The 25863-nt window shown below is 73.7% G+C and carries 23 protein-coding genes; 11 read left to right on the top strand and 12 right to left on the bottom strand.

What is annotated here, in order from left to right; genetic code table 11:
- Positions 1-82: 82 nt before the first annotated feature.
- From K7G61_RS09845 to K7G61_RS09825, 5 genes are all read right to left on the bottom strand, one after another.
- Entirely contained in the window at positions 83-1324 is a 1242-nt protein-coding gene (locus K7G61_RS09845; RefSeq protein ID WP_225846315.1) for an FxsB family cyclophane-forming radical SAM/SPASM peptide maturase, read from the bottom strand.
- 352 nt (positions 1325-1676) lie between these two features.
- Entirely contained in the window at positions 1677-1907 is a 231-nt protein-coding gene (fxsA, locus tag K7G61_RS09840; protein ID WP_225846314.1) for an FxSxx-COOH cyclophane-containing RiPP peptide, read from the bottom strand.
- 176 nt (positions 1908-2083) lie between these two features.
- Positions 2084-5521: an SAV_2336 N-terminal domain-related protein gene (locus tag K7G61_RS09835; RefSeq protein WP_225846313.1), complete on the bottom strand. Its 3438-nt coding sequence runs from the start codon at positions 5519-5521 to the stop codon at positions 2084-2086.
- Positions 5522-5528: 7 nt separating this feature from the next.
- The gene (locus K7G61_RS09830) at positions 5529-6560 is read right to left on the bottom strand and encodes a MoxR family ATPase (RefSeq protein WP_225846312.1); all 1032 of its coding nucleotides are present in this window, start codon (positions 6558-6560) and stop codon (positions 5529-5531) included.
- Positions 6561-6630: 70 nt separating this feature from the next.
- Complete coding sequence (locus tag K7G61_RS09825; RefSeq protein WP_225846311.1) at positions 6631-8670, bottom strand: trypsin-like peptidase domain-containing protein; 2040 nt, start codon at positions 8668-8670, stop codon at positions 6631-6633.
- 236 nt (positions 8671-8906) lie between these two features.
- Here K7G61_RS09825 and K7G61_RS09820 point away from each other — a divergent pair, with 236 nt between their 5' ends.
- From K7G61_RS09820 to K7G61_RS09810, 3 genes are all read left to right on the top strand, one after another.
- The gene (locus K7G61_RS09820) at positions 8907-9098 is read left to right on the top strand and encodes a DUF6104 family protein (RefSeq protein ID WP_225846310.1); all 192 of its coding nucleotides are present in this window, start codon (positions 8907-8909) and stop codon (positions 9096-9098) included.
- Positions 9099-9215: 117 nt separating this feature from the next.
- Positions 9216-10094 (top strand): DUF4097 family beta strand repeat-containing protein, encoded by an 879-nt coding sequence (locus K7G61_RS09815; RefSeq protein WP_225846309.1) that lies wholly within the window; start codon positions 9216-9218, stop codon positions 10092-10094.
- A 1-nt stretch (position 10095) separates the two neighbouring features.
- Positions 10096-11073, top strand: coding sequence for a PadR family transcriptional regulator (locus K7G61_RS09810; RefSeq protein ID WP_225846308.1), 978 nt, complete (start codon positions 10096-10098; stop codon positions 11071-11073).
- Positions 11074-11091: 18 nt separating this feature from the next.
- On the opposite strand, the gene K7G61_RS09805 is transcribed toward K7G61_RS09810, so the two are convergent.
- A complete protein-coding gene (locus K7G61_RS09805) occupies positions 11092-12054 on the bottom strand; it encodes a zinc-binding dehydrogenase (protein ID WP_225846307.1) in 963 nt (320 codons plus the stop codon).
- A 108-nt stretch (positions 12055-12162) separates the two neighbouring features.
- Positions 12163-12558 carry a superoxide dismutase, Ni gene (gene sodN / locus K7G61_RS09800; RefSeq protein WP_225846365.1) on the bottom strand — a complete coding sequence of 132 codons (396 nt, stop codon included), beginning with the start codon at positions 12556-12558 and terminating at the stop codon, positions 12163-12165.
- A 141-nt stretch (positions 12559-12699) separates the two neighbouring features.
- On the opposite strand from sodN, the gene sodX reads away from it, so the two are divergent.
- Complete coding sequence (sodX, locus tag K7G61_RS09795; RefSeq protein ID WP_225846306.1) at positions 12700-13125, top strand: nickel-type superoxide dismutase maturation protease; 426 nt, start codon at positions 12700-12702, stop codon at positions 13123-13125.
- On the opposite strand, the gene K7G61_RS09790 is transcribed toward sodX, so the two are convergent.
- The 4 genes from K7G61_RS09790 to K7G61_RS09775 form a co-directional block, all read right to left on the bottom strand.
- The gene (locus tag K7G61_RS09790) at positions 13029-13655 is read right to left on the bottom strand and encodes an ABATE domain-containing protein (protein WP_225846305.1); all 627 of its coding nucleotides are present in this window, start codon (positions 13653-13655) and stop codon (positions 13029-13031) included. The genes sodX and K7G61_RS09790 overlap by 97 nt on opposite strands.
- 79 nt (positions 13656-13734) lie before the next feature.
- Positions 13735-14511, bottom strand: coding sequence for an amino acid ABC transporter ATP-binding protein (locus K7G61_RS09785; protein WP_308190616.1), 777 nt, complete (start codon positions 14509-14511; stop codon positions 13735-13737).
- 2 nt (positions 14512-14513) lie between these two features.
- Positions 14514-15515: an amino acid ABC transporter permease gene (locus K7G61_RS09780; protein ID WP_225846304.1), complete on the bottom strand. Its 1002-nt coding sequence runs from the start codon at positions 15513-15515 to the stop codon at positions 14514-14516.
- Between the two features lies 1 nt (position 15516).
- Complete coding sequence (locus K7G61_RS09775) at positions 15517-16491, bottom strand: ABC transporter substrate-binding protein (protein WP_225846303.1); 975 nt, start codon at positions 16489-16491, stop codon at positions 15517-15519.
- 614 nt (positions 16492-17105) lie between these two features.
- Here K7G61_RS09775 and K7G61_RS09770 point away from each other — a divergent pair.
- The 5 genes from K7G61_RS09770 (at position 17106) to K7G61_RS09750 (ending at position 23051) form a co-directional block, all read left to right on the top strand.
- Positions 17106-18284, top strand: a complete 1179-nt coding sequence (locus K7G61_RS09770) for an NADP-dependent malic enzyme (protein WP_225846363.1) — start codon at positions 17106-17108, stop codon at positions 18282-18284.
- A 216-nt stretch (positions 18285-18500) separates the two neighbouring features.
- A complete protein-coding gene (locus tag K7G61_RS09765) occupies positions 18501-18935 on the top strand; it encodes a nuclear transport factor 2 family protein (protein ID WP_225846302.1) in 435 nt (144 codons plus the stop codon).
- A 193-nt stretch (positions 18936-19128) separates the two neighbouring features.
- Positions 19129-21171, top strand: a complete 2043-nt coding sequence (locus tag K7G61_RS09760; RefSeq protein ID WP_225846301.1) for an N-acetylmuramoyl-L-alanine amidase — start codon at positions 19129-19131, stop codon at positions 21169-21171.
- A 213-nt stretch (positions 21172-21384) separates the two neighbouring features.
- Positions 21385-22005 carry an RNA polymerase sigma factor gene (locus tag K7G61_RS09755; protein WP_225846362.1) on the top strand — a complete coding sequence of 207 codons (621 nt, stop codon included), beginning with the start codon at positions 21385-21387 and terminating at the stop codon, positions 22003-22005.
- Between the two features lie 29 nt (positions 22006-22034).
- Positions 22035-23051 carry a hypothetical protein gene (locus K7G61_RS09750; protein ID WP_225846300.1) on the top strand — a complete coding sequence of 339 codons (1017 nt, stop codon included), beginning with the start codon at positions 22035-22037 and terminating at the stop codon, positions 23049-23051.
- Positions 23052-23218: 167 nt separating this feature from the next.
- Here K7G61_RS09750 and K7G61_RS09745 read toward each other — a convergent pair whose 3' ends face one another.
- Positions 23219-24145, bottom strand: coding sequence for a MurR/RpiR family transcriptional regulator (locus K7G61_RS09745; protein ID WP_225846299.1), 927 nt, complete (start codon positions 24143-24145; stop codon positions 23219-23221).
- A gap of 194 nt (positions 24146-24339) precedes the next feature.
- Here K7G61_RS09745 and K7G61_RS09740 point away from each other — a divergent pair, with 194 nt between their 5' ends.
- Together K7G61_RS09740 and K7G61_RS09735 are read left to right on the top strand one after the other, a co-directional pair.
- Complete coding sequence (locus K7G61_RS09740) at positions 24340-25236, top strand: 1-aminocyclopropane-1-carboxylate deaminase/D-cysteine desulfhydrase (protein ID WP_374204098.1); 897 nt, start codon at positions 24340-24342, stop codon at positions 25234-25236.
- A 64-nt stretch (positions 25237-25300) separates the two neighbouring features.
- The gene (locus tag K7G61_RS09735) at positions 25301-25846 is read left to right on the top strand and encodes a GNAT family N-acetyltransferase (protein WP_225846297.1); all 546 of its coding nucleotides are present in this window, start codon (positions 25301-25303) and stop codon (positions 25844-25846) included.
- The last annotated feature ends 17 nt before the right edge of the window (positions 25847-25863 follow it).

The raw sequence follows: 25863 nt of genomic DNA, 5'->3' as shown, positions 1-25863 counted from the left end.
CCGTCGCCGGTACCCGGCCCCGTCCGCGCCCCCGGCCCCGTTCGCGGCCCCGTCCGCGGCCCCGGCCCCGGCCCCGACCGGCTCACGGGCCCCCGTCCTCTCCGGGCGCACGGGCGGGGGCTCCGGATACGGCGGCGGGCGCGCGGCCGGCGGTCGCGGCCCGCCGCACGCGGGCGGCTATGTGGCGGATCAGGTACGCCAGGTCGGCGCAGTAGACCGAGGGATTGCGGAAGCCCGAGGGGGCGCGGTAGCGGTGGGCGTAGTGGCCGCCGCCGCAGACGGCGACCAGGGGGCAGGCGCGGCAGGCGGCGGCAAGGGCCGCGAGGCCCGACTGGCGGGCCGCGACGCCGGGGTGGGCCAGGGCGTCGTCGAAACTGTGGCGGAAGACGTCGAGGCCGGTCGCGGCCGCCCCCTCGTAGGCGGACTTGAGCGAGTCGACCTGCTCGATGCTGCCGTCCGTCTCCACGACCACCGCCGTGAAGGGCTGCAGCCCGAGGCGCTCGACGGCGGCGGGCAGCCCGAGCAGCAGCGCCACGCACTCCTCGAACAGCCGGATCCTGGTGCGGCGTTCGCTGTCGTCCCACCAGCGGTCGAAGACGGCGGTGAGCCAGCGGCCGTAGGGCGCCGGGTCGTTCGCGGGCGCGGGCAGCCCGGGCGGCGGGCTGGTCCAGTTGCCGTGCGGCAGCAGCAGGTCGATCGCCGGCGGCCGGAACGCCAGCAGCGACTCGTACACCTCGACCGGGTCGTTGCGCGGGTCCACGACGCACAGCACCCCGCCGTACGCCTCGGGCGCGGTCTCGGCCAGCAGCCGCAGGGCCGCCGTGACGGCGGGCCACGAGGGGCGGCCCGCGTGGTCGGTACGCGCCCGGTTGTGCGCCAGGAGGCCGCCGTCGAGGCTGACGCCGACCCGGATGCGGGCCTCGCGCAGCACCCGCAGCCGGTCGCGGGTCAGCAGCGTGCCGTTGGTCTGCACGCTCGCGTGCACGGCGCAGCCGGGCGGGGCCAGTGCGCGTACCTCCGTGACCGTCGCGGCCAGCGTCCGCGCGCCGGCCAGCAGCGGCTCCCCGCCGTGCAGGACGACCGAGACGGAGGGCAGGCGGTGGGCGGCGGCGTGCTCGGCGATCCGCTCGGCGGTGCGCCGGGTGACCGCCGAGGCGGTGGTACGGGGCCGCTCGCGCCAGCCGTGGTCGGGGCCCGCGTACAGGTAGCAGTAGGTGCAGGCGAGATTGCAGCGGCTGTGCGTCTTGAGGACGAACTGCCGCAGCGGGAAGGGGCGTGTCCGCGCCGGCTCGCCGCCTCGCGGTGACGCGGTCGGCTGCCGCATCACGGATCACCTCCCCCGTCGTACCCGAGCGCCGCCCCGTCGGCCCCAGCGGTTGTTCCCGCCCCACCACCCTCAGCAAACGCCTGGTCAGAGATACGGCCCGGATATGGCCGTATCATCCCGGCCCTCGGCCAAAACACCGCATCCGCGCGCTACGGGCCGTGATCGGGGGCCGCGGTCGGGGTCATGTCCGGGGTCATGTCCGGGGTCATGTCCGGGGGCCTGACCGGGGGCCTGAACGGGGGCCTGAACGGGGTCATGTCCGGGGGCCTGAACGGAGCCGCGGTCGGCGCCCTTGCCGGGGAAGGCGTCGGTACGCGTCCCGGGGCGTTCGGGTGGGCGCCTCGGTCCGTCAGTCCGGGGGCGGCGGCGGTGAGTCGTTGTCGAAGCCCCACAGGCCGGCGCTCTCCGGTCCCGCGACCCGCGCCCGCAAGTCGTCCACCAGCGCGGACAGAACGGGGTGCGACACGTCCGCGAGGGTGTCGAGGTCCATGCCGAGCAGGTCGATCCCGGCCCCCTCGCCGGCGGCGGTCCCGTCACCGCCGCCCTGGTCGTGCGCCTGAGCAGGTGTCCGCTGGTCCATCACGAGCCTCCCTCCATGTGCCGAACCGTTTCAGCAGCCGCCTCGGCGGCCGTTTCAACAGGTCTCCCCGGCCGGGGGACGCCCGTTCCGGCGGCCGTTTCCCCGGCCCTTCCGGCGGCCCGGCCCCGACTCGTACGGAACCCGTACGACCGCCTCTACGGTAGGTGTTCCCCGTCTCAGCCCTCCCCCGTCAGATCCGCCAGCCGTTCCACGGTCGTCCGGCCCTCGTCCGCGCCCTCGTCCGGGAGCCGGCGCCACTCGGCCAGCGCGGCGCGGTAGGCGTCGGCGGCGGCGCGCGGGCGCCTGGCCGCCTCGTACACGACCCCGCGCGAGTGGTGGGACAGGGCGGACAGCCGCAGGACGGCGGCCGGTTCGGGGGTGTCGCGGGCGGCCTCGGCGGCGGCTTCCGCGGCCCTGCGGTAGGCGTCGGCGGCCTGGTCGAGCCGCTCGGGGCGGCGCGCGTGCAGGTAGCCGAGGCGGTGCGACTCGCCCAGCTCGAACCAGATGCGGGCGATCTGCGCCGGGTCGGTGGCCGGCTGCACGGCCAGCCCCAGGACGTGCTCCGCCTCGCGCAGGTCCACCAGGTCCTGCTCGGCCTTGTAGCGCAGCACCAGGGCGCGGCCCAGCATCAGCAGCCGGCCCGCGAGCCGGGGGTCGCTCTGCGGGGTCTCCATCCGGCAGTCGCGCAGCACGAGCACCGCCCGGTTGACGAACGGCTCGCCGCCGGGCAGGGCGGCCCGGCCCAGCAGGGCGTCGCCCCATTCGGCGACCAGGTCGCTGTACTCGGGCCGGTCGCGCGGGGTGAGCCGGCACGCCTCGGCGAACCTCCCCGCCGCCGCCTCCAGTTCGCCCGCCGGTCCGCCCTCGGTGTGCCGGGCGACCCGGATCCGCCCGGCCCGCACGAGCACGGCGGCCCGCAGCAGCCGGTCCCGGGTCTCGCCGAGCGCGCGGTCCACCAGCCGCTGCGCCTCGGCCAGCCGCCCCCCGGCCAGCAGCAGGGCGTCCACCAGGGACAGCGTGGCGTCGATGCGCGCCTCGGGCCCGGCCTCGTCGCGTTCCAGCCGGTCCACGGCCGCGGCGAAGGCGCCGGCCGCCTGGTCGGCGTAGGCCGCGGCGCGCTCCCGCTCGCGGGCGGCCCGGGCCAGCCGCAGCAGGGCCCGGCCGTAGGCGAGCGAGAGGTCGCTCGGGCGCGGCTCGGACAGCGGCCAGGAGTCGGCGAACGCCTCCAGCATGCCGACGGTCTCCTGCAGCAGCCCCGCGTCGCCGCTGAGCTGCCACTGGTTCTCCAGCACCCGCACCCGTTCCAGGGTGGCGGACAGCAGTTGGGCACCGTCCAGGCCCGGCGAGGCGCACACCGCGGTGAACTCGCGGTCCGCCCTGCGCAGCAGCTCCAGCGCGCCCCTGGTGTCGCCCGCGGCGGCCCGGTCCTCCGCGGCCGCCTGGTAGACCCGGCCGCGCACGGCGCGGGCGGGCACCGAGCCGGGGTGCGCGGCGGCGGCCTCGGCCGCGTCCTGCGCCTCGCGCAGGAGGTCGGCGCCGCCGCGCAGCCGCCACAGGGTGATCAGCTGCTGGGCCAGCTCGCTCCACAGCTCGGCGTCGAGCCCGCGCACCCGCTCCTGCGCGGCGGCGCGGCGCAGCAACTGCACGGCGTCCAGCAGGTTCTGCACCATGCCCTCGGTGTTGAACCGGGCCACCAGTTCCCGGGCCCGCCGCACCACCGAGGACGGGCGGCCGAGCGGCGTGCCCCGGTCCTGGCCGTTCTCCGGCAGCGGCATGAAGCGTTCCAGCACACGGGCGGCGACCTCGGCGAAGGGCTGCGGGGACTCGGTGACCAGGGAGGCCGTCTCGCCCGCGCGGGCCGCCTCGCGAACGGCGGTGGCGCGCGCGGCCTCCTGTACGGCGGTGCGCACGGCGGCGTCCGCGATCCGGTCGCCCGGGCCCTCGGTGAGCTGGGTGATCGCCAGCGCGGGGAAGTTGGGGCCGCTCTTGCCGAACCGCTGCTCGACGTACTCCGAGCAGTGCTTGAGCACGAGCAGCGCCTCGTCCCTGCCGAGCGGGCCGAGCAGCACGTCGCGCACCCCGTCGGCGAACTCGTACCACCGGTGGTCCTCGCCCTTGGCGCGCACCACCAGGCCGCTGAGCAGCACCTCGGCGAGTTCGGCGGGCCCGGAGTCGGGCAGCATGGTGCGCTGGACGAGCTGCATGACCGGCAGGAAGAGCGGCGCGGCGGCCAGGTAGACGGCGAGTTGGGCCGCGGCGGGCGAGGCGGCCGAGCGGAACCTGCCGACGAGCGCGGGTGCGGGCACGGTGGAGCGGCGCGGGGCGGTGTGGCTGGCGGGCTGGTCGGGCCGCACCCAGCCGACCGCGGCGGGCACCTCGGTGGCGCCCGTGCCGGCCAGCAGCCGCGCCCAGGCGCCCAGCGCCTGCGCGGTGGGCGGCAGTACGGGCACGGGTACGGCGTCGGGCGCCGCCGCGTATCCCGCGGCCCCGGCCGAGAACCGCAGCGGCGAGGCGGGCACCAGGCCCTCCGAGCGGTGCAGCACCCCGTACGCCACCGGCAGCCGGGTGCGCGACCAGAGCCGGGCGGGCAGCGGCTGCAGCACGGCGACGGGGCCGTGCCGGGACAGCCGGTGCAGCAGCCGGTGGGCCTGGCCGGACCGCCACAGCGGCCCGGCGCAGTCGCTGACCAGCAGGGTGATCCGGCGGCCGGTGGGGTCGCTGAGCTGCTCGGCGGAGCGCAGCCCGGCCGGTTCCGGGTCGAACCGGCCGCCGACGACGGGGGCGCCCTCGGGGGTCTCGTGCAGGTAGCGCACCTGCACCTCGTGGAAGGCGCCGAGGCGTTCGAAGACACCCCCCAGTTCGCGCAGCATCCGCTCCCACACGTACATCGAGGAGGAGGCGTCCATCAGGAGCTGCATCCCGGCGTTGCCGCGCGGGACCGGGCGGAAGACGGGCGTCAGCAGGCCGGCGGCGCGGGCGGCGCGCTCGGCGGTGGCGGCCTCGTCCAGCTCCTGGCGCAGCGGGCGGGCCGGGGTGCGGTAGCGCTGCAACGGCCGCAGCGCGGACTGCAGTTCGAGCAGCCGCGGCAGGGCGGCGGCCTCGGGGATGGCGACGTTGACCGCTCCGGTACCGGTCACGGGGCGGCCGGCGCCGGGGGCGCTGCCGCCGGGGTACAGGCTGACCATGGCGTCGCCGGCCGGCTCCCGCTCGGGGGGCGCGAGGGGCACGCCCTTGCCGTCGGTGTCGTCGAAGCCGTGCTGGAAGCCGTGCGGCGGGGTGTGGCCGGCGTCCTCCCCGCGCTCGACGGACGGGCCGGCCGGCCCGGCGGCCCCGGTCGGGCGCGACCACCGCGCCAGCCACAGGGCGTCGGCGAGTTCGACGTCCCCGGGGTCGAGCCCGGCCTGGCTCAGTGCGAAGACCACCCGCGCGAGGGGGTCGGCCTCACGCGGGTCCCGGCGGCCCGGGTACTCGGATCGGCCCGGGTACTCCAGGGGTTCCGGGCGGTCCGGCGGGTCCCGGCGGTCCGCGGGTTCCGGGCGTTCCGGCGGGTCCCGGCGGTCCGCGGGTTCCGGGCGGTCCGGGGGGTCCGGGGGTTCGCGGCGCGAACTGGCCATGGCCGGCTCACCTGGGCCGGTCGAGGCGCTGGATGAGCATGTCGGCGAGCCGGGAGCGGGTGGGCGGGGCCGCGTGGTGGGTGAGGTAGATCGCGTTCAGCAACTGGTCGGTGGCGAGCAGTTCGCTGCGCGACCGCTCCAGGAAGCGCTTCACCAGGTCGTCGCCGACCGTCGCCGCCTCGTCGCCCAGGTGCGCCCGTACCACCGTGGACAGCCGCTTGTGGTCCGGGCGGCCCAGCTCCAGGTGGATGCAGCGGCGCAGCAGCGGCGGCGGGAAGTCCCGTTCCCCGTTGCTGGTCAGCACCACGAACGGGAAGGCGCGGCAGCGGATGCGCCCTTCCCCCACCGTGACCTTGGCGCCGTCGTCGGTGAGCACCTCGACCTGCGGCTCGCGCTCGGCCAGCCGCTCCAGCTCCGGGATGCCGAACTCGCCCTCCTCCATGACGTTGAGCAGGTCGTTGGGCAGGTCGATGTCGCTCTTGTCCAGCTCGTCGATGAGCAGCACCCGCGGCTTCGCGGTGGGCAGCAGGGCGGTGCCCAGCGGGCCCAGCCGGATGTAGCTGCCGATGCCGCCGGGGACGGGCGTACCGGAGTTGGCGGCGATCTGGGTGTCCTGCAGCCGCGCGATGGCGTCGTACCGGTACAGGCCGTCCTGGAGCACGCTGCGGCTGACGATCGGCCAGTGCAGCACCCGGCCCAGGCCCAGTTCGTACGCGACGGCGTGCGCGAGTGTGCTCTTGCCGGTCCCCGGGCTGCCGGTGACCAGCAGCGGGCGGCGCAGGTAGAGGGCCGCGTTGACCATCTCCAGCTCCTCGGGGCTGGGGCGGTGCATCTCGGCCATGTGCCGGTAGGCGCCCAGCCGTCTCGCCGAGGAGGAATCGGCGCCCGGGCCGGGCTCGACCAGGGGGCCGCCGTCGAAGTCCCGCCAGGGTGGCGGCTCGGGCAGGTCCTCGATGCCGGAGTGGGGCTCGCCGGTGCCGCGGTAGATCAGCCACTCGCCGGCCGGGTCGGTCTCGCTGATGCCGGAGAGGTCGCTCACTTCTCCGCCCCCGCGCCACCGGTGGCCGCCGGTCCTTGTGCCCTGCTCCTGCGCGTGCTCTCCCTTGTCGTCATGGGGTCTCCAGCAGCTCGTCGGTTCCGGGTAGGGGGCGCGTGGGGTCGTCGTAGAAGAGCATCAGGCCGGTGGACCAGTACGCCTCGGGTACGCCGTCGGCGACGTCCGCCCGCAGGGCCGTCACGGCGGCCGGCAGCCCGGCCGCGGTGCGCGCCTGCCGTACCGTCTGCTCGATGCCGCGGTGGTAGTCCGCGCAGGGGGCCTCGGGCGCGACCGGTTCGCGGCGCCACAGCGCGATGGCGTGGCCGCCGGCCACCAGGTCGTGCAGCATCTGGGGGGCCGTGGCGGCGCCGCGGCACAGCACGGGGACGGTCTCGCGGGGCATCTCGCGCAGCACGGCCGGCTCGGGCAGGTCGCCGCCGGCCACCTCGTCGCAGTCGAGCACGGTGGCGTCGAGGCGGCGCAGGTGCTGGGCGCGCCAGCGGTCCTCGCGCTCGGCCATGAGGGCGGCGTCGTCCTCGGGGCGCGGGCCGCCGCCGGCGGGGGGAGGGTCGCTGCGGCGGGTGACCACCGGCCGCTCGGCCCCGAGCATGCGCCCGCCGGGCCGCAGCCGCCAGGTGTCGACGGCCATGGCGACCAGCGCGCCAGGGACAGCGAGCTGGAGGGCGGCGGTGTGGCCGGGCTCGTCGCAGCGGCGGAACGCCTCGGCCAGCGGCTCGGCGACCCGCGCCGGCAGGTCGGCGAAGGCCGTGCCCCTGAAGTCCTCCTCCACGCAGTCCACTTCGCCGCCCACCGGCATCACGCTCACCCGCCAGTCGTACCGGCCCGGCTCCCAGCCGCGCGGGATGATCTCCAGCAGCGCCTCGGTCCTGGCCTGGTACGCGGGCCTGCGCTCCAAGGTGACCGCGCCGCGGGTGCGCAGCCGGGTGCGGCGCTCCTCCATCAGCGTGTTGCGGAACATACGGGTCAGGCTGTCGGACTCAGCGGCCGTGTCGTGTGCCCAGCGCCACAGGGCGCGCTCGGCGGAGTCGTCGGCCTGGTGCGGGCGATCGGCGGTGGCGGCGTGCACCGCGTACCGCAGCACGGCCTCCAGCTCCATCGTGCCGCGCCGCAGGTCGTACAGCAGGCCCAGCCCGTCGCGCCAGGCGCGGGGGGCCAGCGGGATGCCCTGGACCGGGCTGCCGCGCACCTCGGTGACGATGTCCTGCAGCGCGCGGGCCCCGGCCGGCGGCGGCAACTGCGCGAGCAGACCCAGCAGGCGGGTGCGGCGGCCGGGGGTCAGCGCCCGGCCCGCGGTGGCCCCGATCTCGGCGTGCGCGTCGGTCCAGGTGACCTCGTTGTCCGGCACGAAACGGTAGTGGTCGGCGTGGTGCAGGTCATGGGCGGTCATCACCCGGTGGTAGAGGTCGTCCTGCGGGGCCTTGGCCACCGGCAGCCGCCGTAACTGCTGGATGCCGACGGCGAGGCCGCCGTCCTGGCCGCGGCGGCGCGACTTGAGCACTCCTATGACCTCGCCGCGCACCAGGTCCACCACGGGACCGCCGGACACCCCGTAGGGCATCTCGTCGCCGTTGCCCAGCCGCAGTATCCCGCCGCTGCCCGCGCCGAGCTGGCCGCTGATGGTGCAGCGGCCGTTGTACTCGTAGACCTCGCCCGAGCCCGGGCCCGCGTCCAGCGGGGTCCAGCCGAAGAAGGCGACCTGGTTGGTGGTGTAGCTCTTGGCCGTGCGCTCGGTGATCCACACGCACGGGTGCTCGACGTGGTCGAGCAGCCGGACCAGGGCCAGGTCGGGCGCGGGCCAGCGGGCGGTGTCCCGGCCGGGGCCCGCGTCGGGCTCGGCCCACTCCACGACGCCGCTGAGCACCTCGTCGCCGTACCCGACCGACACTCTGCGGGCCGCCCCCACGGACTCCTCCTGTCCGGTCAGCGCGACGTGGGCGCAGGTGAGCACCCAGTTGGGAGCGATGAAGAAACCGCTGCCGCGAAAAGGACTACCCGGTTCGGGGCCATGGATGCGCACGGTCGCCGCGCTCACCAGGGGCACCAGGATCTCGGCGGGGTCCACCGGCTCTTCCGGCCCGGCCGGGATCGTCATCGCGCGCCCCCCGGTCCCGGCGGTCGCCCGCTCGCCGCCCTCCGTACGCCCCTCATGTCCCCCCACCGGCCCCCGTCGTCTCCGAAGGCTATCCGCCCGCCCCCGGCCCGCGCGAGGGCCCGGCGGACCTGCCTATCCTTGCGGTGCAGTCGCCGACCGGTCCCGCCGGCGTCTGTGAGCTGTTGTTTCCCGTACCCCCAACGTCCAACCGTCCCCCGACCGTTCCGGAGCAGATCGTGTACTTCACCGACCGCGGCATCGAGGAGCTCGCCGACAGGCGCGGCGAGGAGGAGGTCACCTTCGAGTGGCTGTCCGACCGGCTGCGCGAGTTCGTCGACCTGAACCCCGAGTTCGAGATCCCGGTAGAGCGGCTGGCCACCTGGCTGGCCCGGCTGGACGACGAGGACGACGTGGACGACGAGGCGTAGCCCGCGCCCTGGGGCGCCCGCCCTGCCCGCTGCCGCTTGACTTCCGCGGCACGCGATATATCGTGTCTATCGGGAAGACGCGATATGTTGCGTTGGCCGAGCGCCCGGAGGGGAACGATGAGCACGTCGGAGCGGACCGTCACCGGACCGGGCAGGTTCGTCTTCGACGAGCCCGTGGACACGGTCAACGTCAGGCTGGTCAACGGTGAGGTCCACGTGGTGGGCACCGACGGCGGCCCGGCCCGGGTGGAGGTGACCGAGATCGGCGGTCCGCCGCTGAAGGTGCGGCTGACCGGCCGGACCCTCACCGTCGCCTACGACGACGTGCCCTGGAAGGGCTTCCTGAAGTGGGTGGCGCTCACCGCCCGGCAGCGGCACGCGGTGGTCTCGCTGGCGGTGCCGCAGCGCACCGAGGTCGAGGTCGGCGTGGTCGGCGCGGGCGCGGTGATCTCCGGCATCTCGGGGCCGACCCGGGTGCAGGGGGTCAGCGGCGACACCACGCTGGTGGGCCTTTCGGGACCGGTGCGGGCCAACACGGTCGGCGGCAGCGTCGAGGCGCAGGCCCTGTCCGGCGACCTCGCGTTCGGCACCGTCTCGGGCGACCTCACCGTCGTCGAGGGCAGCGGCTCGGAGGTCAGGGCCGACTCGGTCAGCGGCAGCATGGTGCTGGACCTGGACCCCGGGGCGGGCGCCGACGTACGGCTGACCACCGTCTCCGGCGACATCGCCATCCGCATCCCCGAGCCCGGCAACGCGGAGGTGGACGCGAGCACCACGAGCGGCAACGCCTCCTGCGACTTCGGCGAGCTGCGGGTCACCGGCCAGTGGGGCGCCAAGCACATCGCCGGGCGGATCGGCGCGGGCGGGGCCCGGCTGAAGGCGAGCACCGTCTCGGGCGCCATCGCGCTGCTGCGCCGGCCGCCCCTGGACGACGCGGACGCCCCGCCACCGGTCCCGGAGGATTCCGCCGCGCCCTCCTTCCGCAAGGACGTGTGACATGGCCCCCGTCTTCGGCCACGGCCGGCTCCGGCTGTACCTGCTCAAGCTGCTGGACGAGTCGCCGCGCCACGGCTACGAGGTGATCAGGCTGCTGGAGGAGCGGTTCCAGGGGCTCTACGCGCCCTCGGCGGGCACCGTCTACCCGCGGCTTGCCAAGCTGGAGAAGGAGGGCCTGGTCACCCACTCCACCGAGGGCGGCCGCAAGGTGTACTCCCTCACCGACGCGGGCCGGGCCGAACTGCGTTCCCGGGCCGACGAGATGGCTGGCCTGGAGGCCGAGATCCGCGAGTCGGTCTCCGCCCTGGCCGCCGAGATCCGCGAGGACGTACGGGGGGCGGCGGGCGACCTGCGCCAGGAGGTCAAGGCGGCCGCCCAGCGGACCCAGGCCTCGGACACCGGCGGCGGGACGTCCGAGCGGGCGGCCAGGCGCGCCTGGAAGGAGCAGGCCCGGCAGGCCAAGGAGGAGGCCCGCGAGGCGCGCCAGCAGGCCAAGGCCGCGCGCGAGGCGATGGACAGCACGCGCGACGAGGTGCAGCGGATCGCCCAGCAGGTGCAGCGGCAGGTGCAGGAGTACGCGCGGGCGGGCGACTGGCAGACCGGGCTGCGCGAGGGGCTGGCCGAACTCAGCCGCGAACTGGGCCGGTTCGGCATGGGGCCGGGCGCCGGGGCCGGCATGGGCGCGGGCACGAGCACCGGCATGGGCGCCGGCTCAAGCACCGGCACCGGCGGCAAGTGGGGGCCGCCCTGGGGCTACGCCCCCGCCCCGCCGCAGCCCGCCGAGGACGACACGCCCCCCTCGGCCGACCCCCTGCGCGACCTCGAACGCCTCCTGGACCGCTTCCGCGACGACGTCCGTGACGCGGCCCGCGACCACGGCGTCGACGACGCCCGGCTGCGCGAGGCCCGCCACCACATCAAGGCCGCGACGGCCCACATCATCGCCGCCCTCCGCTCAGGCGGCGAACCGGCGCCGTGAACCGCGCCCGCCAACCGGTCAGGCGGTGAGCACGATCTTCCCGAACACCTCGCCCCGCTCCAGTCGTTCGAAGCCCTCACGGGCCCGGTCCAGCGGCAGTACGGAGTCGATCACCGGGCGCACCCCGGTCAGCGCGCAGAAGGACAGCAGTTCCCGCAGCTCGTCCTTGGTGCCCATGGTGGAGCCGACGATCCGCATCTCCAGGAAGAAGATCCGGTTCAGCTCCATGGACTTCGGGTTGAGCCCGCTGGTCGCGCCGGAGGTGACGAGGGTGCCGCCGGGCCGCAGCGACCTGACGGAGTGGGACCAGGTGGCCGCCCCCACGGTCTCGATGACCGCGTCGACCCGCTCGGGCAGCCGCGCGCCGGCCTCGTGCACCGCGTGCGCCCCCAGCTCCAGCGCGCGTTCCCGCTTGGCCGCGTCCCTGCTGGTCGCGTGGACCCGCAGGCCCGCCGCCCGGGCCAGCACGATGGCCGCGGTCGCCACCCCGCCGCCGGCGCCCTGCACGAGCACCGAGTCCCCCGGCCGCACCCCGGCGTTGGTGAACAGCATCCGGTAGGCGGTCAGCCACGCGGTCGGCATGCAGGCCGCCTCCTCGAAGGACAGCTCCGCCGGCTTGGGCAGCACGTTCCAGACCGGCACGCTCACCCGCTCGGCGAAGGTGCCCTGGTAGTGCTCGGTGAGCAGCGACCTGCGCTCGCCCGGCCCGACGCCGTGGCCGGTCTGCCCGATGACGGAGTGCAGCACGACCTCGTTGCCGTCCTCGTCGATCCCGGCGGCGTCGCAGCCCAGGATCATCGGCAGCTTGTCCGCGGGCAGGCCGACGCCCCGCAGCGACCACAGGTCGTGGTGGTTGAGCGAGGCGGCCTTGACGGTGACCGTCGTCCACCCCTCGCGCGAGTCCGGCTCGGGACGCTCCCCGAGCTCCAGGCCGCTCAGCGGCCGATCGGGATCGATGCGCGCGGCATACACGGCAAACATGGGGGTGACTCTATGAGCCCTACCCGCGAGTAGGGAACCGCCCCGCGGTGTGACACGCGCCGCGGGGCGGAACCGGTGCGGAACCGGTGAAGACAGCCGGCCGTCCGGTCAGGACTGCTTGGTCTCCCAGAAGATCTTGTCGATCTCGGCGATCAGCTCCAGCGCCTTCTGGCCGGTCGCCGGGTCGTTCGACGCCTTGGCCGCGCTGAGCGCCTTGAGGGTGTCGTTCACCAGCTGGTGGAGCTGGGGGTACTTCTCGAAGTGCGGCGGCTTGAAGTAGTCGCTCCACAGCACCGAGACGTGGTGCTTGGCCAGCTCGGCGCGCTGCTCCTTGATGACCAGGGCCCGCGTACGGAAGTCCGGGTCCTCGTTCGCCTGGTACTTCTCCTGAACCGCCTTGACCGACTCGGCCTCGATGCGGGCCTGGGCCGGGTCGTAGACGCCGCAGGGCAGATCGCAGTGCGCGCTGACCTTGGTTTTGGGCGTGAACAGGCGAGTGAACATCAGCCGTCCTTCCTCGTGATCGTCTTCCAGGTGGGACATTACTCCCTGGACGAGTCGTTTTCTCGGGTGCCCCAGGTGGCTTGGGCCAAAAGTCTGGTGACACCCTGGGGCTGGTGGAGGATCGAGCCAGGAGGCGCGAGGATGCGTGAGCAGGGGGCCCGGCTGTCGTGGGAGCTGGTCGAAGTCACTGGTCCGTCGATGGCACCCACGCTGCTGCACGGGGACTGGCTGCTGATCCAGCGGGTCAGCAGCGGTTCCGAGCTGGTGCGCGAGGGGGACGTGGTGGTGCTGCGGCACCCGCTCCAGCAGGATCTGCTGATCGTCAAGCGCGCGGTGGAGCGGCGTGAGGGCGGCTGGTGGGTGCTGGGGGACAACGCCTTCGTGGAGAACGACAGCCGCGACTTCGGCACGGTGCCCGACGACCTGGTGCTGGCCAGGGCCAGGGCGCGGTTCAGGCCGCCGCGCGAGCTTCAGCGCTCGGTGGCGGGCGTGGCCTCCTGGGCGGCCTCCTGCGTGCGGCCGCTGCGCCCGGACCGCTCGTTCTCCAGGCGTTTGCGGGCCCGGTAGGCGGCGACGTTCGCCCGGGTGGCGCACCGGTCGGAGCAGTACCGGCGGGACCGGTTGGTCGAGGTGTCGACGTAGGCGTTGCGGCACGGGGACGCCTCGCAGACGCCCAGCCGGTCGACCCCGAGGGTGGTGAGCTGGACGGCCAGGCCCATGCACGCGGTGGCCGAGTAGCTCGCGGTGGCGTTCGCCGCCTGCTCGGCCAGGTGCAGGTGCCAGGCGGGCCGGCCGGCGGCGTCGAGGTGGTCGTGCCCGGAGATCTGCGGGCTGACCGGGAACTCCAGCAGCAGCGCGTTGAGCAGGTCCACCGCCCGCACCTCGTCGCCCTCGTCCGCGGATTCGAACACCCCGCGCAGACGGGTGCGCACCGCGCGCAGCCGCGCCACGTCGGCGTCCACCACCCGCCCGGCGGCGTGCGACTCCCCGAACAGCTCACGCACCGCCTCCACCGAGGTCAGCGCGTCCGTGCCGCGCTCGGGCTCCTCGGTGTTGACCAGGCGGACCGCGTAGTCCGCGTACAAAGACAGTTCCACGTGTGGTCCTTAACTGCGGGGGGCACGGGCCCCATTCCCCGTGGCACGGCCCGTGCTCCCCTTGAAGCGTGACAGGCTGTCACAGTACCTTCGATAGGAAGGCCTTCGTGCGGTTGTGCCGCGGATTGACGAGTACGTCCCTGGGATGACCGGCCTCGACCACCACGCCGTCGTCCATGAAGACCAGCGCGTCGCCCACCTCGCGGGCGAAGCCCATCTCGTGCGTCACCACGATCATCGTCATGCCGTCCTCGGCCAGGCCGCGCATGACGTCCAGCACGTCGCCCACCAGCTCCGGGTCGAGCGCGGAGGTCGGCTCGTCGAAGAGCATCAGCTTGGGCTCCATGGCCAGGGCGCGGGCGATGGCCACCCGCTGCTGCTGGCCGCCGGACAGCTGCGACGGGTAGTTCCCGGCCTTGTCGGCCAGGCCCACCCGGTCCAGCAGCTTGGCCGCCCGCTCCCGGGCGACCGCCTTGGCCTCCCGTTTGACCTGGACCGGGCCCTCCATCACGTTCTCCAGGGCGGTCATGTGCGGGAAGAGGTTGAACCGCTGGAAGACCATGCCGATGTCCCGCCGTTTGGCGGCGACCTCGCGGTCCTTCAGCTCGTACAGCCGGTCGCCGCGCTGCCGGTAGCCGACCAGCTCGCCGTCGACCCACAGCCGGCCGGCGTTGATCTGCTCCAGGTGGTTGATGCACCGCAGGAAGGTGGACTTGCCCGAACCGGACGGCCCGATCAGGCAGAACACCTCGCGCGGGGCGACCTCCAGGTCGATGCCCTTGAGGATGTGCGCGGCACCGAAGGACTTGTGCACGGCCTCCGACTTCACCATCGGCCGGCTGCTGTTGCTGCTCATGATCAGGCCACCTTCGGTCGGCGCAGGGTGGTCAGGTTCGCCTTGACCTTCTGCCAGGGGGTGGGCGGCAGCGACCGCAGCGAGCCGCGGGCGAAGCGGCGTTCCACGTAGTACTGCGCGACGCTGAACACGCTGGTGATCGCGAGGTACCAGATGCAGGCGACGAAGTACATCTCCATGACCGCGGTCGACTCGCTGCCGATGTTCGACGCGGCGCGCAGCAGTTCGGTGTACTGCACGACCGACACCAGCGAGGAGGTCTTCAGCATGTTGATGAACTCGTTGCCGGTGGGCGGCACGATCAGCCGCATGGCCTGCGGCATGACGATCCGCCGCATGGTGCGCGCGCCCGTCATGCCCAGCGCGTGGGCCGCCTCGGTCTGGCCGACGTCGACCGACTGGACGCCGGCCCGGACGATCTCGGCCATGTACGCGCCCTCGTTGAGGCCGAGGCCCAGGAGCGCGGCGACGAAGGGGGTCATGATCGCGACGGTGTCGTTCTTGTAGAACGGCATCAGGTTGATCACGGGGAAGATCAACGAGAGGTTGAACCACATCAGCAGCTGCACGTACACCGGCGTGCCGCGGAAGAACCAGATGTAGAGCCAGGACACCGCGCTGGTCACCGGGTTCTTGGACAGGCGCATGACGGCCAGCAGCAGACCGAGCACCACGCCCATCGCCATGGCGCACACCGAGATGAGGACGGTGTGCCAGGCGCCCTGGACGATGGTCCGGTCGAACAGCTTGTCCCCGACCGTCCCCCACAGGATGTCGCCCTGCGAGAAGGCGTAGCCCAGCGCGCCCAGCAGCGCCACCACGACCACCGCGCTGACCCAGCGGCCGTAGTGCCGCACCGGGATGGCGCGGATGGCCTCGTACGGGAGGGCGGGGGCCGCCGGGGTGTCCGTGGTCGCCGGGTTCTCCGGGGTCACCGGGGTTTCCGCGGCCGGGGAGCCGGCCGAGGGAGTGCCGGCCGGCTCCTTCTCGAAGTTCTCCGTCACGTCAGGAGCCGCCGTTGATCTTGGCCGTGGTGATGGCGCCGACGGTCGCGTTCCACTTCTGCAGCACCTTGGAGTAGGTGCCGTCCGCGATGATCGCCTGCATGGCCTGCTGGAGGGCGTCGCGCAGCTGGGTGTTGCTCTTGTCCACGGCGATGCCGAACGGGCCCGCGTCGGCCGGGGAGCCGGCCACCTCGAAGGCGCCGCCCGACTTCTGGGCGATGTAGGCGGCCACGGGGGTGTCGTTCAGGTCGGCGACCGCGCCGCCGGCCTTGACCCGGGTCTGCGCCTCGGTGTCGGTGTCGAAGGACTCGATGGTCAGGCCCTTGCTGCCGCAGGCGGTCTTCTGCTGCTTGAACGCGGTCTCGTAGATCGTGCCGCGCTGCACCGCCACGGTCTGGCCGCACAGGTCGGCCAACGTCTTGACGCCCTTCGGGTTGCCCTTCTTGACCAGCAGTGAGGAGCCCGACATGTAGTAGTCGACGAAGTCGACGCCCTTGCCGACCTTCTTGCCCTTGTCGTCCAGGCCCTGCTGGCGTGCCTTGGTGTCGCTCATGGCGGACATCGCGATGTCCGCGCGGCCGGTGTAGAGCGACGTGATCAGGCCGTCGAACTGGCCGTTGGTGAACTCGAACTTCACGCCGAGCTGCTTGGACAGCGCGTCGGCGATGTCCGGGTCGATACCGACGATCTTGCCGTTCTCGGTCTGCTCCATGGGAGCGTACGAGGCGTCGGTGCCGACCTTGATCACCTTCGAGTCCTGGTACTTCTGCGGGAGCTTGGAGAACAGCGGCGCGGTGCCGCCGTTGCCGGAGCCGGAACCCGTACTCGGCGAGGAGGAGGAACCACTGCTGGAGGAGTCGTCCTTCTTGGTCTGGTCGCCGCACCCGGTGAGCACCAGAGTGCCGGCGACCGCGATGGCGGCGACCGCGGTGAGACGGGTGAAGGCGGCCGGGCGCCTGGTGGTACGAGCGGTCATCGCTGCTTCCTCCTGGGAGGTGAGGGTCGTCGTGCGGGGGCCGTACGCACACGCCATCGAGTGCCGCCACCCTGTGTGATCTGTGCATCTTGCCATCCGGACAGCACCAGGCAGGGTCGCCGTTGTGTCAAAATCGGATAACGGGCGATCCCCGGGCACCCACCGGACCGGCGTACCACGGCCGGGTCGCGGCGGGTCCGTGCCCCGTTATCCCACTCGTCCGCGGAAACGTCTTTCCGGCGGAACGAGTCCTCACCCCTCATCCGGGGCCCTCGGCGTGCTGTGCGGCGCGCCCGGCGTCTGCCGCCACCATGCTCACTCTCATCCGACGGCACCGGCGCCGAGCCCACACTTCTCCCCTCCGCGGGAGGAGTATTTCCCTCACCATTTACGACAAAGGGGTCATTGTGGCAGCGGAAATCATCAATCCCTCGACAACCCTCGAAACGGGTACCCGGTCCGGGACCGGGACCGAGGCCGACACCGCGGGTCAGCAGGAGGGCGACCATACCGGTAATACCGGCAATACCGGCACCACCGCCCTTACCGGCGGGACCGCGCATCCGGCCACGAATCCGACCGGGAATCCGGCCGCGGGTGCGGGCGGTGACGCGGTGCGGGGTCCGGCGCTCGACGGCTTCCCGGTCGATCCGGTGTTCGCCCTGCACCGCGGCGGCAAGATGGAAGTTGCCGCCACCGTTCCGGTGCGCGACGCGGACGACCTGTCGCTGGCGTACACCCCCGGGGTCGCCGAGGTGTGCACGGCGATCGCGGAGCAGCCGGAGCTGGTGCACGACTACACCTGGACCTCCAACCTGGTGGCCGTGGTCACCGACGGCACGGCGGTGCTGGGCCTGGGCGACATCGGCCCGCGCGCCTCACTGCCCGTCATGGAGGGCAAGGCGATCCTGTTCAAGCAGTTCGGCGGCGTGGACGCCGTGCCGGTCGCGCTGGACTGCACGGACGTCGACGAGATCGTGGAGACCGTGGTGCGGCTCGCGCCGTCCTTCGGCGGGGTGAACCTGGAGGACATCTCGGCGCCGCGCTGCTTCGAGATCGAGAAGCGGCTCAAGGAGCGGCTGGACATCCCGGTCTTCCACGACGACCAGCACGGCACCGCGGTGGTGACGCTCGCGGCGCTGCGCAACGCCTGCGCGCTGACCGGGCGGTCGCTGGGCGATCTGCGGGCGGTCATCTCGGGCGCGGGCGCGGCGGGGGTCGCCATCGCCAGGATCCTCGTGGAGGCGGGCATCGGCGACGTCGCCGTCACCGACCGCAAGGGCGTGGTGCACGGGAGCCGGGAGGACCTCAACCCGGTCAAGCGGGATCTGGCCGCGTACACGAACACCGCCGGGCTGGCCGGCTCGCTGGAGTCCGCGCTGGCCGGGGCCGACGTGTTCATCGGGGTCTCCGGCGGGACCGTGCCGGAGCAGGCGGTCGCGGCAATGGCGCCGGGATCGTTCGTGTTCGCGATGGCCAACCCGACGCCCGAGGTGCACCCCGACGTCGCGCGCAAGTACGCGGCCGTCGTCGCCACCGGGCGCTCGGACTTCCCCAACCAGATCAACAACGTGCTCGCCTTCCCCGGCATCTTCGCCGGCGCGCTGCAGGTCAGGGCCTCGGCGATCACCGAGGGCATGAAGCTGGCGGCGGCCGGCGCGCTGGCCGCGGTGGTGGCCGGCGAGCTGTCCGCGGACAAGGTGATCCCCTCACCGTTCGACCCGCGCGTCGCCCCGGCGGTCACCGCGGCGGTCGCGGCGGCGGCCCGGGCCGAGGGCGTGGCGCGCCGCTGAGCCGGTCCGGTACGCGTACGGCTGCGGCGGGCGCCCGTGAGGCGGCCGCCGCCGCCGGGCGGTTCGGGTGACCCAGATCACATCCGCGGGATGTCACACACGGCCGCCGCACGCGCTCTTTGTCAGTGACCGGGTCCCGCCCGGGTCCCGAAGCGTCCCCGCCCGCCTGGTCCCCCGTACCGGCGGGCGGGGGCTTTTTCCGGCAGACTCCGCTGCATGAACACCGCAGCGGCCGCCGAACGCTTCGTCACCACGTGGGAGGCCGCCTGGGCCGCCCACGACGTGGACGCGATCCTCGCCCTCTACGCCGAGGACTGCGTCCACCGCTCGATGCCCTTCCGTCCCCCGCACGTCGGCCGCCGCGCCCTCGCGGCCTACCTGCGGTCCACCTTCGCGACCGAGCAGCCGCAGTCGGTCCGCTTCGGGCCGCCGCTGGTCGCCGGGGACGGGACGGCCGCCGCCGAGTACCTGGTCCACTCGCTCGAACCCGACGCCACCGGCGACCCCTGCCCCACGACGCTGGCCGGCTGCGTCTTCGTCCGCTTCACCCCCTCGGGCCTGGCCGCCGAGACCCACGACTACTGGCACACCGCCCCCGGCCGGGTCACCCCCGAGGGCCCCCTCTTCCTGACCGGCGGCGCCGGGAGGTGACGGGCGGTCAGCCGCATGGGCCCCCCGTACGGTTGGCAAAAAGTTCCACCAATTGAGCCTGACCGGTTGCTCACTGCCAGGCACTGTCGACAGGCTGCCGGGAGCCATGTCCGCATGCCCGAACGCACCGCGGCCGTACGCGCGGACGCGCGCGTGGGGCGGCGGCGCGGGGCCGTTCACGCGAGGAGCCCGGATGCACGGCAGCCACGACACGGATCGGGACGGAAGACGGCCGACGGGAAGGAGACGGCGGGGCCTGGTCCTGGGAGCCGCCGCGGCCCTGCTGGCCGGTACGGCGGCCGGCGCGGCCGGCGGCGGCCCGGCGCAGGCGGTGGACCCGGGGAGCACCCGGCAGGCCGAGTTCGCGGCGGCGGCACAGGAGTTCAAGGTGCCGCAGAGCGTGCTGGAGGCGGTGTCGTACTACGAGACCCGCTGGGAGGCGCACGCCGGGCAGGAGAACGCGGAGGCCGGCTACGGCCCGATGAACCTGACCGACCTGACCGCCGCCGACCTGGACGCCGACGGCCTGTCCGCCACGCTCTCCCCCCGCTACCCCGACCTGCTCGCGGCGCCCGCCGAGCACACCGCGGCCGCCGCGGCCGCGCTGCTGGGCACGGACACCGCGACCGTGCGGGGCGACGAGGCGCAGAACATCCGCGGCGGCGCCGCCCTGCTGGCCCACTACGCCAGGAGCTACGGCCACGGAGCGCTGCCGCGTACGGTCGACGGCTGGTACGCGGCCGCCGCCCGCTACTCGCAGCCCACCGAGGCCAAGGTCGCCCAGGCCTTCGCCGACGGCGTGTGGGACGCCATGCGCGCCGGCGCGACCCGTACCACCCAGGACGGCCAGCTCGTCACGCTCGCGCCCGACCCGCGCCTCCACCCCGACCGCGGCGACGTCCGCGAGCTGGGCCTGAAGGACGTCACCCCGCCCGTGAGCGACGAGAAGCCGGAGTGCCCGGCCGGCCTGGACTGCGACGTCATACCGGGCGCGTACACCCTGCTGGACCCCGGCGACCAGACGGACTACGGCAGCCACGACCTCGCCGACCGCCCGCACGACCTGCAGGTCCGCTACATCACGCTGCACACCACCGACGAGACCTACGACGGCACGCTCGACCTGTTCCGCGACCCGACCTACTTCGCGGGCGCCCACTACGTCGTGCGCTCCTCCGACGGCCACGTCACGCAGATGATCCCGACCAAGGACATCGCCTGGGACAGCGGCAACCGCTCCTTCTACCAGCACTCCGTCGCCATCGAGCAGGAGGCGTGGGCCACCCACGGCGCCACCTGGTTCAGCGAGAACCTCTACCGCTCGACCGCGCGACTGGTGCGGTACCTGGCCGCGAGGTACGACGTCCCGCTGGACCGCGCCCACATCCTCGGCCACGACAACGTGCCGGGCACCAGCGAGGGCGGCGTCGCCACCCAGCACTGGGACCCCGGCCCCGGCTGGGACTGGGAGCACTTCTTCGACCTGCTCGGCGCCCCCATCCGGGCCACCGCCCCGGCCGGCAGCGACGTGGTGGCGATCAAGCCGGGCTTCGCCCGCAACAGGCGGACCACCACGTACTGCGACGACGTGCAGGGCTACAAGCGGTTCCCCGGCCCGTACCGCAGCTTCGACTGCCCGGTGACCTCCGCCGACGCGCCGAGCAGCTTCGTGCCCCTTTACACCGCGCCCAGCACCACCGCGCCGCTGCTGTCCGACCCGTACCTGCACAAGGACGGCTCGCCGGGCACGAACGCGATGAACGACTGGGGCGACAAGGCGCCGACCGGTGAGCAGTACGTGGTCGCCGACCGGCGGCCGGGCTGGACGGCCATCTGGTTCGGCGGCCAGGAGGCCTGGTTCCAGGACTCGGCCGCCCGTCCCGCGACCGTGCCGCAGAAGGCCGAGCGGATCGTGCCCAAGCCGGGCCTGGCCTCCGTCCCGGTGTACACCACGGCCTACCCGGAGGCGTCCGTGTACCCGCCGGACTTCGTGGCCTTCGAGGGCGGCAAGGCCCCGCGCCCGCAGGTCGCCCGCGCCAAGTACACGATCCCGGCCGGCCAGTCGTACGTGGCCGCCGGCCCCGCGGTGAACACCGACTCGTACTTCGCGATCAACTACGACGGCTCGGCGCCCTACGACCAGCACGACTTCGTCGGGCAGACCAAGGTGTACGAGATCGTCTACAACCACCGCATGGCGTTCGTGAACGCCGCCGACGTGGACCTCGTGCCGTAGACCGACCGGTCCGTCCACGGTGGTCGCGGACAGCGGTGAGGGCCTTCCGGGTCCGGTGCGGACGCGACGTCCACACCGGCCGGAAGGCCCTCATGCGTTGCGACCACGGCTGTACCACGCTCCCCGGGGCCGCACGTTCCGGACCGAGTTCCTGTGGCGTGAATCACTTCCGCGGGACCGGAGGGCACGTCCGGACAGTCCAAGAGTGTGGAGATGAGTACGCGGGCCCGATTGCGGGCCGGGGATCCGGAAGCTTTCGGGTCACTCTATGACCAGCACGCGAAGGCGGTGTACGGCCACGCCTTCCGTCTGACGGGCAACTGGTCGGCAGCCGAGGACATAATGGCGCTGACCTTCCTCGAAGCGTGGCGCCTGCGTCAAAAGCTGGACGAGGACGGTGGATCGCTGCGGCCCTGGCTTCTGGGTATCGCGACGAATGCCGCACGCAACACCTTACGGGCGACCCGGCGGCACGAGGCGGCCCTGGCCAGAATTCCCCCCGCGGAAGCGGTGGAGGATTTCGCGGAGGAGCTGGCGGGCCGGCTCGACGACGCCGGGCAGTTGCACGCGGTCCACAGGTCACTGGCGGTGCTCCGGAAATCGGAGCGGGACGTCGTGGCTCTGTGCATCTGGTCCGGTCTGGACTACGCCGCCGCCGGACAGGCCCTCGGGATTCCGGCCACCACGGTGCGTTCCCGGCTGTCGCGCGCCCGCAAGAAACTTCGCAAACTCAGCGGAACACCCGGTGGGGACATCGGGAACCCGCTCGATCGTGGACAGACAGAACGCGGCAGTGATCATGCGGCGTCACGACCCCGGGAGAAGCGCCCATGAAGATTCCCTTGTCCGGACCGGATGCGGCCATGCGTGAGGAAATGGACCGGCTTCTGCCGCCCCCTCCCGGGCGGAACCTGTCCGCCGACCGGCACCAGGTCATCAGGGACTTCCTGACCGACGAGGCACGGCGAACCGGCGCGGCGACGTGGCGTCCCGACGGAGCGAGGCCGGGAAGGACCTTCAGCGGCGCCGTGGCCTCGGCGTTCCGGCCGAAGGCACCAGGATCCGTACGGCCGCGTATGAGCCGCACCGCGCTGGTCGCGGCGACCGCGGCCGCCGTCGTGGCCGGCACGGTACTGGCTCTGCCCGGGACGTCCGGCACCGGCGGCACCGGTACCGGTACCGGGCCGCACAGGATCGCGGCGATGACGGTTGCGCAGGTCCTCGACGCCGCGGCCCGGAACTCGGCGAAGCAACCGGACAAGAAGCTCGGGCCGCACCAATGGTTCTACATGGACCGGATCCTGTGCATGCCGAGCGGCTGCGTCCACACGCCTGCCTGGAACAGCTACAGCGGTTCCGCGAGCGAGGCCGCCCAGGCACGGGAGACGCTCAAGGCCCTGAACGAACTCCCCACCGACCCTCACGAACTCCTCGACCGTATCGTCGCCGACCCGGCCTTCAAAAGGTTCTCGGCCTCGGGGCCCGTGCACGAGGACATCTCCACGGTGCGGCTCAGCAGGATCCTCGGCGTCCTGCAGAACGTGCCGGGAATTCCCCACCGGATCGAGGCCGCGCTCTTTCACGCCCTCGCGCTGATCCCGGACGTCCATCTGGTCGGCCATCCCATGCGAGACGCGGCCGGCCGGCCGGTGCTGGCCATCGAATACAACCTCGCCTCCCCGCCGGCCCGCAGGTATCTCTTCCTGGACGCGACCACGTTCGCCTACCGCGGCTGGCGCACGGAGTGGTTGAAACAAAAAGGCCGATTCTGGTCCTTCGCGATCCTCGGGACCAGCGTCGTCGACCACGAGGGCCAGACACCCGGTGGTCCGGCTCCGGACCATTCGGGACTTCCCCGCACGTCCTCCGGCGCACGGTGACCGCCGCCATTCGGACCGCCACCGGACCGCCACCGGACCGGCACCGGCACGCATGCGGCCGTGTCGACCGCGCACGCCGCCGGAGCCGTGACTGATGCCGGGCGCCTCGCCGCACCGACCGGCCCGGCCACGGGCTCGGGTGCGGCGTGCGAAGGCGCCCGCCGCCGCTACTTGGCGCGGTCGCCCTCCAGCGCCTGGTGCGTGAGGCGCAGCGCACGGCTCGACCTGTCGTACGTGCGCTGCGCCACGCAGACGAACAGGCAGTCCACCACGACGAGCTGGCTGATCCGGCTCGCCATCGCGCCGGGCCGGAACGTCGTCTCCCGGCCCGCCGACACCAGCACGAAGTCGGCGAGCCGGGCCGCGGTGGACAGCGGGTGGTTGGTGATCACCACGGTGGTCGCGCCCTGCGCGGACGCCCGGCGCAGCGGCTCCAGGACGTCCCGGCTCTCGCCCGAGTGCGACACGGCGAGGAAGACGTCCGCCTCGCCGAGCAGGACGGCACTGGTGAGCGCGGACTGCGAGTCGCCGTGCGCGTGGCACGGGCGGCCTATCCGCGCCAGCTTCTGCTGGAGGTCCTGCGCGACCAGCCCCGACGCGCCGACCCCGGCGATGTGGAGCTGCCCGCCACCGCACACAGCCGCCACCGCCCCCCGCAACTGGTCGGCGTCCAGCTGGGTGGCCGTCTCCAGCACCGCCTGCGACTCGGTGTGCACCAGCTTGGCGACGACCTCCTCGGCGGAGTCGTCCGGGGTGATCCCCGAGCTGAGCGTCGGCCTCCCGCCCTGCCGCGCCGCCGAGGCCGCCAGTGCCAGCCGCAGCTCCGGGTACCCGGCGAAGCCCAGCGCCCGCGCGGTGCGCACGATCGACGACTCGCTGGTGCCCGCCAGCGCGCTGAGCTCCGAGATCGTGCTCCGCGCCACCTGCGCGGGATCCTCCACGATCAGGGAGGCGATCCGGGCGGCCGCGGGCGTCAGCGAGGGCAGCAGTCCGCGTACGGTCGCGGTCAGCGCGTCGCCCGAGCCGCCCGCGTCACTGGCCGCAGTGACGCCCCGATGTGGGGAGCCGCCGCGCCCCGCCGTTTTTTCCTGCACGGCAGAAGAATGCCCGCTGAACCGCCCTCATGGGGCCCGGTGCGGCATTTTCCCCGGCGCGGACCCGCCGCAGGACTGTCACGCGCCCGGGGTGACACGTGGCGCGCTCGCGCCAGGCCCCCGGTCCTGCGCCCCGCTCCCCGCGCCCGCGCCCCGCGAGCGCACCCCGCACCCCGCACCCCGCACCCCGCACCATGGACGGCGTGACCGCAGAACCCGACCTGACCGCCGCCCTGCCCTCGCCCCTCCAGCCCGTCGCGGACGACCGGACGGCCGCGCGCGGGGTGACCCTCCTGCTCAAGCGCGACGACCTGGTCCATCCCCGGCTGGTCGGCAACAAGTTCCGCAAGCTGCGCCCGAACCTGGCCGAGGCGGCCGCGGCCGGCCACGACACCCTGCTGACGTTCGGCGGGGCGTACTCCAACCACCTGCGCGCCACCGCCGCCGCCGGCCGCCTGTGCGGCATGCGCACGATCGGCGTGGTCCGCGGCGAGGAACTGGCCGGCCGGCCGCTCAACGACTCGCTGGCCCGGGCCGCGGCCGACGGCATGGTGCTGGAGTTCGTGGACCGCGCCACGTACCGCCGCAAGACCGAGCCGGAGGTGCTGGCGGCGCTGCTGGACCGGCACGGCCGGGCCTACGTGCTGCCGGAGGGCGGTTCGAACGCCCTGGCCGCGCGCGGCTGCGCGGAACTCGGCCGGGAGCTGCGGGACGCGGTGGACGTCGCCGCGGTGGCGTGCGGCACCGGCGGCACCCTGGCGGGGCTCGCGGCCGGGCTGGGTCCCGGGCGGCGGGCGATCGGCTTCCCGGTGCTGCGCGGCGGCGGGTTCCTCGCCGGCGACGTGCGCGCGCTGCAGACCGCCGCCTTCGGCGGGCCGTGCGGCCGCTGGCACCTCGACACGCGCTTCCACCACGGCGGCTACGCGCGCACCACCCCGGCCCTGGAGGAGTTCGCCGCCGACTTCACCGCCCGCCACGGCCTGCCCCTGGACCGCACCTACGTCGCCAAGATGCTGTACGGGGTCTTCGCGCTGGTACGCGAGGGCGCCTTCGCGCCGGGCACCCGGGTGGCCGCGGTGATCACCGGCTGAGCGGCCCGACCGGGGCGTGGACGCTCTTACGCGGCCCGGGACCTCCGGCCGTACCCTGGAAGGCATGATCCGCGCCGCGACGCCCGCCGACATCCCGGTCATCCACCGTCTCGTCCGTGAACTCGCCCGGTACGAGCGGGCGGTGGACGAGGCGCGGGCCACCGAGGAACAGCTCCACGACGCCCTGTTCGGCCCGGATCCCGCCGCATACGTCCTGATCGCCGAGAGCGAGGCGCCCGCCGGAAACGGCGACGGCGACGGCGACGGCGACGGCGACGGCGAAGCGGTCGGCTTCGCGCTGTGGTTCCGCAACTTCTCCACCTGGACCGGCACCCCCGGCCTGTACCTGGAGGACCTGTTCGTACGGCCGGAGGCGCGCGGCGCCGGGCACGGCAAGGCGCTGCTGGCCGCGCTGGCCGCGATCTGCGTGGACCGCGGCTGGTCCCGGTTCGAATGGTCCGTACTGGACTGGAACGAGAAGGCGCTCGGCGTGTACCGCTCGATCGGCGCCGTTCCCCAGGAGGAGTGGACCGTCCAGCGCCTGACCGGCCCGGCGCTGCACGCGCTGGCCGCCCAGGCGGGCAACCGGGTGACTTCTCATATGAATTGAGACCTCGAACCCCTACC

Source organism: Streptomyces sp. HPF1205, from assembly GCF_020400825.1.
In the GTDB taxonomy this organism is placed as follows: Bacteria; Actinomycetota; Actinomycetes; order Streptomycetales; family Streptomycetaceae; genus Actinacidiphila.
Note: the sequence above shows the minus strand (reverse complement) of the source record. Positions and strands in the feature narration are given on the sequence as shown.